A 10,261-nucleotide genomic window follows, 5' to 3' on the forward strand; every position below is an offset into this window, starting at 1 on the left:
TTGGCTGATACTGTTGACAAAATCGCGATCTGAACGAATGAAACAGCCCTGCCCTTAATCCCCTCCCCGCAAGCAGGGAGGGGAGACGAAGCGTAGCTTTGGCGGGGTGGGGTTCTTCGGGTTTAGTAAGTAATCAAGCGAACATGATATTAGTGCAAGAGACAAAGATATTTGAAAGTACTAAGAATATTTTGGGGTGCTGCGATGCCTACGGCGAGCTTTGCTAACGCAGCAGAGTTGGAATATCGTGTTAACTTTTTCATAGCTACCCTTAGAGATATGAAAAGTAATCAAATTCCTCCTGGAAGCTTTGGTTTGCCTGTATTAGGTGAAACACTTTCCTTTGTTTTCGACAGCGATTTTGCTAAAAAGCGCTATCGCCAGTATGGGCCCATCTTCAAAACTCATCTTCTTGGCAGACCGACTGTAGTGATGGTCGGGCCGGAAGCATTAGAGTTGGTTTTGTCAAGCCAAATGGAGAATTTTTCTTGGCGCGAGGGATGGCCTGATAATTTCAAGACAATACTGGGTGAATCACTTTTTCTGCAAGATGGAGAAGAACACCGCAGAAACCGTCGCTTGATGATGCCAGCATTGCATGGCCCAGCATTGGCAAATTATGTCTCCACAATGGAAGATATTACACGCAGCTATCTCCAAAAGTGGGAGAAGCAGCAGGAATTTACTTGGTTTCAAGAATTTAAACAACTGACGTTTGATATTGCTAGTCAATTATTGTTGGGTACGCGTCCTGGCCCTGAATGTGTACGTTTTAGCAAGTTGTTTGCAGCCATGACAAATGGACTGTTTGCGATTAATCCGTTGCCCTTGCCATTTACAACATTTGGTAAAGCTATAGCTGCTCGTAATCAGATTTTAGAGCATCTAACTCATGTTGTCAGAGAACGTCAGCAAAATCCAACAAAAGATGCTCTGAGTTTATTAGTGCAAGCCCAAGATGAAGAAGGGAACCGGATGAGTGAAAAAGAACTCATCGCTCAGGCGTTACTATTACTATTTGCTGGACATGAAACTACTACTTCGATGCTGACTTGGTTGTGTGTAGAGTTAGCCCGTCATCCAGAAGTACTCGAAAAAGCAAAAGTTGAACAATTGCAACTTGCAAGTCAAGGTGACTTGGATTTAGAACAATTAGGGAAAATGCCCTATTTAGAGCAGGTTTTGTGGGAAGTTGAAAGATTGCATCAACCTGTCGGAGGCGGGTTTCGTGGCGTAATTAAAGACTTTGAGTTTAAAGGTTATCACGTTCCTGCTGGTTGGCAGTTATACTATTCAATTGGAGTTACTCACCGAATTGCAGAAATTTATTCTGAACCAGACCTTTTTGAACCAGACCGTTTCAGTCCTCAGCGCCAAGAAAACAAAAAGTATCCTTTTAGTTTAGTTGGTTTTGGCGGTGGGCCGCGCATCTGTATTGGACTAGCCTTTGCCAAAATGGAAATGAAGATTGTTGCTGCTCATCTTCTACGCAATTATCATTGGGAGATATTACCCAATCAAAGTTTAGAGGAAGTTGTGGTTCCCACTAATCACCCGAAAGACGGATTGCGCGTTAGATTTCAACCTCGGTGAAATGTTTTATGACATCCCAAATAAACATACATTTACCTAACGGAGTTTTACAACGCTTGCAAAATGTGAAAGATTTTGTGGGCGGAAGCGTTAACTCTCTAAGTAACTCAGCACAACAAGCTGGTGAGTCTTTGAAGACAACAGCCACTACAACAACTGATAAAGCAATTGATACAGTTACAACAAGTTTAGAGCAAACTTGGCAAACTGCTGATAAATTTAAGAGTACAACATCGGGCGCAGTTAAAGATGCGATCGCATCTTCTGCAAGTGATTGGTTGACACAACACCCGATATTTTTTCGGTTAGTTCAAATACTAGGTTGGGCGGCTAATCACCCAATTATTAGTGTAGTAATTTTGTTGTTTGCACTTGCGCTGATTTGGAGCATCATCAAAGCAATTGTCCGCTTAATTGAGACAGCTAGTTGGTCAATACTCAAAGTTCCGTTAAAATTATTTCAGGCTTTGATTAAAGTTAGTTTTGTATCTTTAACTAAACTTGGGAGATTTGCTGTTCAAAGAATTACAGGTGCAAAAACAACTGATAATCCGCCTACTTTACTAACTGAAAGTTTTCAACCAAATAAACAACAACGATTAGCAGAAATTTCTAATCGTTTGGAGGCAATTCAAAAGGAACAGCGTGAGCTTTTACAAGAAGCAGCAGACTTGATTGCTGCCGACACAATTGATATAGAAATATCAAAAATTAAACAGCTAAAAAGCGCTGAATCACATCTTGGCTGAGTTCGGTGGTGGAACCGGAGGCGACGATACCACCTTTTTGCATAGCGTAATAGTAATCAGCTTGACGGACAAAGTGCAAATGTTGCTCTACCAATAAAACCGAAATGCCTGTGGTTTCGACAATGTGACGAACTGCGGCTTCAATTTCTAGGATGATTGAGGGTTGAATACCTTCAGTGGGTTCATCTAAGACGAGTAATTGAGGTTCTCCCATTAAAGCACGTGCGATCGCTAACTGTTGCTGCTGTCCTCCGCTTAAATCACCACCCATCCGCGAAAGCATGGTTTTTAACACCGGAAATAAACTAAAAACTTCCTCTGGAATTTCTGCTTTTTTTACTGGTTTGCGTCTAGCTTCCAACCCTAGCAGGAGATTTTCTTTAACTGTCAACCGAGGGATAATCTCTCGTCCTTGGGGGACATAACCAATTCCCAACTTTGCCCTTTGGTCTGGAGATTTGGAATTGATTAATTCTTCAGCTAAATTAATAGTACCACTGCGGGGTTTGAGTAAACCCATGATAGTTTTGAGTAGGGTAGTTTTTCCAACACCATTACGTCCAATTAGGCAAACCATTTGCCCCGATGGTACGCTCAAATCTACATTGCGGAGAATATGGCTTTCGCCGTAATAAACGTTAAGGTTAGAAATTTTGAGCATAAAAGAATTTTTAACTGTTTAATTTTGATATCAAGTTTTTAACTGGCGATCGCTCTGTTAATAAATAATTAACCACAGTTGATTAAGAGTCTGGTTAATCCCTTATAATACCTGATTGCGAATGCAACGAAATAGAAGGTTTATAAAGATTAAGTTTAGCAATCTTTTATAAAATTAACCTTGATACAAAAAAATGTATTATAGCGGTTCTCGACAAGCGTGAAGTACAATTTTGACCTCTCTCCAAACCTCTCTCCTAAAAGGAGAGAGGCTTTGAATTGTTCCCCCTTCCCGCTTCGGGAAGGGTTAGGGGGTTAGGTCTATTTGCATACCTGTACCTCACCGGATTGAAAATGGCTATATTAATCTGATTCCACGGCATTAAACCTACATTCTATAGGTGCGATCGCGTCTTCTGAATTTTTTCTGGGTTCAACTAGTGGGTAATATGACATACTCATAGGCATTTCCATAATCTGGAAATAACCTATGCACGTTTCCAGAAAGGAATATCTTACTGATCTCTGCAAGAATCGCGATCGCTTAACAAAATGGCTGGCATTAAGCAATCGAATGCGAGACGCTAAAAATAGCACCTCGCAAACTGTACCGCTTGGCAATCAAAGAGCGCTAATTCCGATTAAACAACCAGAAAATTGTTTACGCCGAGGGACAATCCAGTAGATAGTTGTGCAAATTTTACCTGAGTAGACCCAGACGCGCTGCCATCAAGGTCAAAGAACAGTCCACCTGTAGCACTGTTATAGATAAATCGTTCATTGCTTGTCGTTGCAGATGTTCCGAGAGTAAACTGACTTGTCTGAAGTGAACCTAGTAATAACCCGCCGCCAAAGCCAGCAGCCGATACCTGAATCACTTCATTAGTCGCGTTGAAGTCATAAATACTGTCAACACCTTTATTGTAATTATTGAAAACAAAGGTATCAGTACCAGTGCCTCCATAAAGGGTATCATTACCAAAGCCACCTATAAGGGTATCATTCCCACTACCACCATAGATCGTGTTTTTACCAGAGGCGCTAGAGGCAGAGATATAATCATTGCCAGCGCCACCATCGAGTAAGTTATCACCCTTTGAATTACTAGCATCCAAGTTGTCGTCCCCAGTGCCACCATTAAGAGTGTTTTTTCCAGACGAGCGAGACTCGTATGTGATGGAGACATCGCGGGGTGAGTAGGGGTCGCTGGGAATATAGCTGTATTTGCCAGAAATGGAGAGATAATCATTGCCATCACCCCCAGAGAGTAAATTATCGCCTGTTGAACCGCCAGCACTCAAGGTATCCTTACCTGCACCGCCGTTGAGGGTGTTCTTACCAGACGAGCGAGATTCGTCGTATCCGTAGTTACCTCCGTCGTAGTAGCCAGAGATGGAGAGAGAATCATTGCCATCGTCCCCAGAGAGCAAATTATTGCCTGTTGAACCGCTAGCACTCAAGTTATCGTCACCAGCGCCACCGTTGAGAGTGTTCTTACCAGACGAGCGAGAGTTGTAGTCGTAGTCTGGGTAGCTAAAGCTCCGGTAGCCAGAGATGGAGAGATAATCATTGCCATAGCCCCCAGAAAGCAGATTATTGCCAGCAAGGGAGTCATTCCCCGTACTACCAATGAGGGAGTCATTTCCCGCACCACCAATGAGGGTATCATCACCCGCACCACCTCGCAGCAAATCGTTTCCACTCAAGCCATCGATTTTGTCATTACCGCCTTGACCATTAACGACATCATTTGAGTCCTCTAACCCAGTAATGTTATTGTTGAGGTCATTGAGGAAAGTTACTGTGTTCTTGATGCCCAGGCTAGTATCAGTAGAGTTGGAATCGAGGACATTAAAGCTGTCAGTGATGCTATTTTGCCCGTCAAACAGGATATTACCAAGTGCTGGTTTGGCTCCAGAAGCTTTCAGATTCTCCAAATTTTCTAGTTTGAAGTTTTCCAGGATAACTAAGGTATTAGCATTCCCTTCAAAGGAGATTTCCAGGTTGTTGCCATTCTGAAGCAGCAGTAAATTTCGAGCAGTTAATCCTGTACCCTGGAATTTGATGGTGTCCACTTCAGCAATAACTGCTGCTGTCGGGTTAGTTCCTTTACCTATGCCACCAAAATCAGTGATTGTATCAGTGCCGTCGCCCAAGTTGTAAACAAATTTATCCTTGCCACCGCCACCAGTTAAATAATCATTCCCAGTACCACCAATGAGAGTATCATTCCCAGTACCACCCTGTAGTAAGTCGTAGCCGCTGGTTCCAATGATATTTGCCATAATTTTTACCTACCTGATTCCATTTTTTCAGTAACTTCAGTTCTCAACTTTGAATTTAGCGCTGTTTTCAGGCACAAAATACTGACCAAAATTGACGTTTTGGCATACTTTCTACCTGAAGAATTAGGAACAGTAATATTCATCAAAGATTCATCCTATGAAAAGGCTTTTCAATAGGACTGATTTTTATCTCTCAAACTATCTAAGTCGAATGATACTGTACAAATTAATCAGGGTGTAAATTCAAGTAAATAGTTAACTACTGACTTAAAAGTTGATTTTTATACTTCTGAGCTGGGAAATTATGCGTGCATATTTACCTTGAAACACAGAACATTTAAATAACCTAACACTAAGCATATACTACCATATTTACTTAGATGTCACACACTTGAAATTTAGTTCAAGGTAAGGAGAGATTTATTGTACTCAGGTTAATTAGGACATTTTTGACTCGCTTTGAGGGTGTTTAAAAAGTATGCTAAGTCTGAATTAACTTTGAGAGCGCGTGTACATCTGCGGTTTATGTAGTTAGTTCGTCAGGTGTTTTAGCTTACAAGCGATCGCAATTTTTTTGAGAATTTCCGAGCAAAACTTGCGAGTCCGATGTTGCTTGGGTTAGTAAAAACCAAATTTTTGGGATTGTGGGGAAAAGTTTTTTCTTCTTCAACATTTTTCTTTTCCTTTTCTCAGTAATTACCCTGACTTGAATTTCCCCAATTAATTACTAAAATCTAATACTACATTCAATTTAGTATTGGTTCAAATATGAGTATGATTTCATTTAGACCTTTGATTTTGATTATAGGCACAAGTATTGGTTTACTGCCTTTGTTGTCCAACTGGTGCGTCCAAGCACAAAATCAATCACAAAAAATTGAGCTAAAAGTTTATAGTGAAAACGAGCAAAAACAAAGCTGTCCAGACAAGGTAATTGTTACTGAAAAATCCCGTCCTTATCAAGAAGGCAGTTTTGCAACAGATGGCTCTATTAACCTAAGTGCCTATGCCAGTAATATCTCTGTTCAAGCCAGTAATAGGTTTAGTGTTACATGGGTTGGGACACTCAAACCAAAATATGCTAGATGCTTTGCTTCTGCTGGAATGACTAAGGTTGATGGACAAGACTATTCTGGAAAGATTAATTATTTACGGATGCACTTTGTAAAAGGTAAAGTTTACTTCATCTTAGATTTGGCTGGTGGCTCTGATGCTAATGATTATCCCCTAGTAGTGCTAAAAAATAGTTTAAAGAATGGCAATCCTAACTGGACTTGGGGTGGAACTGACTAAAGGTAATACTGGAGTGCGGCGATCGATCATTGTTGAGCAAAAGCTAAGTCACTTTCAATTAACTTGGCATTTGTTAGGTTAGCCCCACTCAAATTGCACAAGTGAAAATTTGCTCCTCTTAGGTCTGTTCGTGACAGATTAGCTCCTGTTAAATCTGCACCAGTGAGGTTGACTTCACTTAAGTTAGCACTACTTAGGTTAGCCCCCTGAAGTGAAGCTTGTTGCAAGTTTGCCTCGCTGAGGTTTGCCCTGATCAGGTATGCTTTACTCAAATCGGCTCCACTTAAATTAGCTTGACTGAGGTCTGCTGCTGTTAAATCAGCTTTAGTTAGATTGGCTTGACTTAAGTCCGCCCAACTCAACGAAGCATAACTTAGGTTAATTTCACTCAGCTTCACTGATGCAAGTACTGCACACCTCAAATTAGCATTAACAAAATTTCTTTCTCCAATTGCATAACGGCGTAAAATTGCATCAGTTGTTACTCTGTCTAACACCGCTTTTGATGCGCCTTGATAACACCATGTAGCTTGTAATAGTTTGGCAGCAGTGTTAACAGCTATCTCATCACTAGAAGCCACAATTACACCATTGCAGCCATCCCATTGGCCGTTAAGCATCAGGGCAATCTCATTAGCGGCAGCAGTTGAGTCAAATAATAAAATAGATTCTTTATGCCGTTTTAACCAGTTATTCCAACCAATTGAGATAATATTTTTCATTTCTATAAATTTTGGTCTTTTCAGACGATTACGGCTCTAACTATCTATCTTGGCTAATAATAATCAAACTGGTGTGTGTAACAACCGACCATTATTGTGCGTGCTTAACGAACGCTTGCTAAAAGTCTCTTCCCCTACCCCCACACCCTACACCCCACACCCCGCCCCAACTGGGATTGGTCATTACTTACACTTAAATATGTTCTTGTTGGGTGCGTAAGCGGTTAATCGTAGCGGTTAAAAATAGGAAAATTGCCAAAATAAATACGGTATTTCTGAGCATTAAGTTATCAAAATGTTTGAGTGCGATCGCTACTAATGCCCAGATTGTTACTCCTGTATAAGCGATGTCTCGACGCTGGATGACCATAACTACTGCAACTGCTGTTGCTATCAATACCATGATCAGAGTCCAGGTTACAGCAGAAATCCCCCAACCGTTCCACCCGTGAAAATTCAAGGCAGACGCTACATTGACAATGGTCGCGACGCTAATCCAGCCTAGATAAATGCTAATCGGAAAGTGAATACACCATTTTTTCAGCCGAGGTACACGCGATTTGCCAATTTCTAACTGCACATAGACAGCAATCAAGGGCAACAGAATCAAGAGCATTGCAATGACAGAAAGAGCAAAAAACCGAGACAAAAATAGATATACCCAAATACTTTGAGCAACACAGGCAATCACCAACAGATAACCTGTCTTACGTAAATCAGCCTCATATCGTTGGTTAGGTAGAGCTTGGTATACCCCAAAAGCAAACAACCCAAGGTAAATCAGCCCCCAGATAGCAAAGGCGTAATTGGCAGGGATAATCAAGACATTTTTAAACAAAGTATTGGAAATTTCCCCGATGTTAAGTCCATTGAGCGGAAAAATGTTCGATACTATGTTGATAACAAAAGCACCAAAGATTGCAGCCAAAGTAACAAGCTGCCGCCAAATATCCCGGTAATTGCCTCTTGTGGACTGCTGCATAGGATGTTAACTCATAATCTTTTGTGCTTTTAGCTTACATCTGAAAAAGAGTGATGCATATAAGCCACAGTCATATCTAGCAAGTTAATCAGGAGTTAAACTGATTATTGACCTCACTGCTTTTAAGGTACTGTCCATGCAGCTACTTCAAACTACCGACAAAGATTTTTCTGTCAAATTCCAAACTCTTGTAAGCGATCGCCGGGAAGTTACAGTTGATGTTAGTGGGACAGTACGCGAAATTCTAGCTGATGTCAAAGTGCGTGGTGATGCCGCAGTCAAGGACTATACTAGCCGCTTTGATCGCAACAATCTCCAGTCTTTGCATCTGGGCGAAACCTTTATTGCCGAACACGCGGCCCAATGTCCTGCCGATGTCTTGGCAGCGCTGGAATTTGCTGCTGAAAGAATTGTGGCTTTCCATCAAAAACAACTACCGCAAGATATTGGCTATACCGATGCAGTCGGGGTGAAACTGGGATTGAATTGGGTAGCGCTGTCGCAAGTGGGAATTTATGTACCAGGGGGACGGGCTAGCTATCCGAGTTCTTTGTTGATGAATGCCTTACCAGCGAAAATTGCTGGTGTTGAAAGAATTGTCATGACAGTACCGATGCCTGGTGGTGAGATTAATCCTGTCGTATTGGCTGCTGCTCAAGTTGCTGGTGTGACAGAAATATATGGCATTGGTGGGGCGCAAGCGATCGCAGCATTAGCTTATGGTACAGAAAGCATTGCCCCAGTGGATAAAATTGTTGGCCCTGGTAATGCTTATGTTGCTGAAGCCAAGCGTCAAGTCTTTGGCACTGTTGGCATTGATAGCATCGCTGGCCCTTCAGAAATTTTAGTGGTAGCTGACGGCCAGAACAATCCAGATTGGATTGCCTGGGATTTACTATCGCAAGCAGAACACGATCCTAGTGCCCAGTCAATCTTAATTACTGATTCCGAAATCTTCGCGCAACAAGTAATCAAGGCTGTTGAGAAAATTCTCGCCGATTTACCCACCAGAGAAGTCGCCAGTGCAAGTTGGCAAAATTATGCAGCTGTGATTCTAGTTAGCGATTTAGCCGAGAGTATACCACTGCTCAATCAACTAGCTCCAGAACACGTGGAATTGTGCGTGGACAACCCGCAACTCCTTGCCAATCAAATTAAGTGTGCCGGCAGCGTGTTTTTAGGACGCTACACTCCAGAAGCGGTTGGCGATTATTTAGGAGGCCCCAACCATGTACTGCCAACTGCACGTTCTGCCCGCTTTGCCTCTGGTTTGAGTGTCTACGACTTTCTCAAACGAATTACTTTTTTAGAATGTGACAAACAATCATTACAGACAATAGGCAAAGCAGCTATCACCTTAGCAGAGGCAGAAGGTTTGCCAGCCCATGCAGGTAGTGTATCTGTACGCTTGCAATAATAGACCTCTTGCAAAAAGCACTTTTGCAAGAGGGGGAAAAGGGTAAAGGTTAAAGGGGAAGGGGACAATACAGAACTTTTTACCCTTCCCCCCGCCCTTTATCCCCAGAGGCCCCACCTTCCCCTTGTGCCGACTTATGCAAGAAGTCTAATGATAAATCATCACCAAGATGCGAGAAATTGCCGTCAAGACAAAAAACTAATTATTGTAGAGACGGCGATTCATCGCGTCTCTTGCTTTAACCAAACAGTATTGAAGTCGAGCTAAGAGCAAGAGGGAGCGTCTACACTTGACATTGATCAAAAGATTCTCGAATAAAATAGAGTGCATCGCGTTTTTGAACTTCCATACCGCCTCTATTCCAACTTCCCCAACGAGTTATAAATTTTTTATTGCGATCGCGACGTTCAATTGCAACAGTAAAATTATTACGGAGTTCCCGATAACATCCATCCAAATTTGTCAAGGTCAAATCTAGTGCTGGAATATTAAATTTATTCTCCCCTTTAGAGACCATTTATAAAGTAAATCTTTAGGAGGTTAGACGACGCAGCATAATG

At 41.8% G+C, this 10,261-nt stretch carries 10 protein-coding genes; 5 read left to right on the top strand and 5 right to left on the bottom strand.

From position 1 onward, the window contains the following. Positions 1-279 precede the first annotated feature (279 nt). Together RMY27_RS09875 and RMY27_RS09880 are read left to right on the top strand one after the other, a co-directional pair. Entirely contained in the window at positions 280-1,593 is a 1,314-nt protein-coding gene (locus RMY27_RS09875) for a cytochrome P450 (RefSeq protein ID WP_322662715.1), read from the top strand. Positions 1,594-1,601: 8 nt separating this feature from the next. Then, positions 1,602-2,342 (top strand): hypothetical protein, encoded by a 741-nt coding sequence (locus RMY27_RS09880; RefSeq protein ID WP_322662691.1) that lies wholly within the window; start codon positions 1,602-1,604, stop codon positions 2,340-2,342. On the opposite strand, the gene urtE is transcribed toward RMY27_RS09880, so the two are convergent. Then, positions 2,305-3,003, bottom strand: a complete 699-nt coding sequence (gene urtE, locus RMY27_RS09885; protein WP_322662693.1) for an urea ABC transporter ATP-binding subunit UrtE — start codon at positions 3,001-3,003, stop codon at positions 2,305-2,307. The two genes, RMY27_RS09880 and urtE, sit on opposite strands and share 38 nt — an antisense overlap. Before the next feature lie 489 nt (positions 3,004-3,492). On the opposite strand from urtE, the gene RMY27_RS09890 reads away from it, so the two are divergent. Next, positions 3,493-3,687 carry a hypothetical protein gene (locus RMY27_RS09890; protein ID WP_322662695.1) on the top strand — a complete coding sequence of 65 codons (195 nt, stop codon included), beginning with the start codon at positions 3,493-3,495 and terminating at the stop codon, positions 3,685-3,687. On the opposite strand, the gene RMY27_RS09895 is transcribed toward RMY27_RS09890, so the two are convergent. Continuing rightward, positions 3,644-5,287 (bottom strand): calcium-binding protein, encoded by a 1,644-nt coding sequence (locus tag RMY27_RS09895; RefSeq protein ID WP_322662697.1) that lies wholly within the window; start codon positions 5,285-5,287, stop codon positions 3,644-3,646. The two genes, RMY27_RS09890 and RMY27_RS09895, sit on opposite strands and share 44 nt — an antisense overlap. Positions 5,288-6,055: 768 nt before the next feature. On the opposite strand from RMY27_RS09895, the gene RMY27_RS09900 reads away from it, so the two are divergent. Further along, positions 6,056-6,580 (top strand): hypothetical protein, encoded by a 525-nt coding sequence (locus RMY27_RS09900; protein ID WP_322662699.1) that lies wholly within the window; start codon positions 6,056-6,058, stop codon positions 6,578-6,580. Positions 6,581-6,606: 26 nt separating this feature from the next. On the opposite strand, the gene RMY27_RS09905 is transcribed toward RMY27_RS09900, so the two are convergent. Both RMY27_RS09905 and RMY27_RS09910 read right to left on the bottom strand, forming a co-directional pair. Next, the gene (locus tag RMY27_RS09905; protein WP_322662702.1) at positions 6,607-7,302 is read right to left on the bottom strand and encodes a pentapeptide repeat-containing protein; all 696 of its coding nucleotides are present in this window, start codon (positions 7,300-7,302) and stop codon (positions 6,607-6,609) included. Between the two features lie 193 nt (positions 7,303-7,495). Beyond that, complete coding sequence (locus tag RMY27_RS09910; RefSeq protein ID WP_322662703.1) at positions 7,496-8,284, bottom strand: tryptophan-rich sensory protein; 789 nt, start codon at positions 8,282-8,284, stop codon at positions 7,496-7,498. A gap of 136 nt (positions 8,285-8,420) precedes the next feature. Between RMY27_RS09910 and hisD the strand changes: the two genes are divergently transcribed. Then, positions 8,421-9,701: a histidinol dehydrogenase gene (hisD, locus tag RMY27_RS09915; protein WP_322662705.1), complete on the top strand. Its 1,281-nt coding sequence runs from the start codon at positions 8,421-8,423 to the stop codon at positions 9,699-9,701. A gap of 283 nt (positions 9,702-9,984) precedes the next feature. Here hisD and RMY27_RS09920 read toward each other — a convergent pair whose 3' ends face one another. Next, positions 9,985-10,218 (bottom strand): hypothetical protein, encoded by a 234-nt coding sequence (locus tag RMY27_RS09920; RefSeq protein ID WP_322662707.1) that lies wholly within the window; start codon positions 10,216-10,218, stop codon positions 9,985-9,987. Positions 10,219-10,261: the final 43 nt, after the last annotated feature.

Source organism: Nostoc sp. DedQUE09, assembly GCF_034530915.1.
In the GTDB taxonomy this organism is placed as follows: domain Bacteria; phylum Cyanobacteriota; class Cyanobacteriia; order Cyanobacteriales; family Nostocaceae; genus Nostoc.

Bases quoted from the DNA above. Each gene is read 5' to 3' on its own strand.
- RMY27_RS09880 (WP_322662691.1), top strand. From the start codon at position 1,602: ATGACATCCCAAATAAACATACATTTACCTAACGGAGTTTTACAACGC.
- RMY27_RS09920 (WP_322662707.1), bottom strand. From the start codon at position 10,218: ATGGTCTCTAAAGGGGAGAATAAATTTAATATTCCAGCACTAGATTTG.
- RMY27_RS09900 (WP_322662699.1), top strand. From the start codon at position 6,056: ATGAGTATGATTTCATTTAGACCTTTGATTTTGATTATAGGCACAAGT.
- RMY27_RS09875 (WP_322662715.1), top strand. From the start codon at position 280: ATGAAAAGTAATCAAATTCCTCCTGGAAGCTTTGGTTTGCCTGTATTA.
- urtE (WP_322662693.1), bottom strand. From the start codon at position 3,003: ATGCTCAAAATTTCTAACCTTAACGTTTATTACGGCGAAAGCCATATT.
- RMY27_RS09905 (WP_322662702.1), bottom strand. From the start codon at position 7,302: ATGAAAAATATTATCTCAATTGGTTGGAATAACTGGTTAAAACGGCAT.
- RMY27_RS09895 (WP_322662697.1), bottom strand. From the start codon at position 5,287: ATGGCAAATATCATTGGAACCAGCGGCTACGACTTACTACAGGGTGGT.
- RMY27_RS09890 (WP_322662695.1), top strand. From the start codon at position 3,493: ATGCACGTTTCCAGAAAGGAATATCTTACTGATCTCTGCAAGAATCGC.
- hisD (WP_322662705.1), top strand. From the start codon at position 8,421: ATGCAGCTACTTCAAACTACCGACAAAGATTTTTCTGTCAAATTCCAA.
- RMY27_RS09910 (WP_322662703.1), bottom strand. From the start codon at position 8,284: ATGCAGCAGTCCACAAGAGGCAATTACCGGGATATTTGGCGGCAGCTT.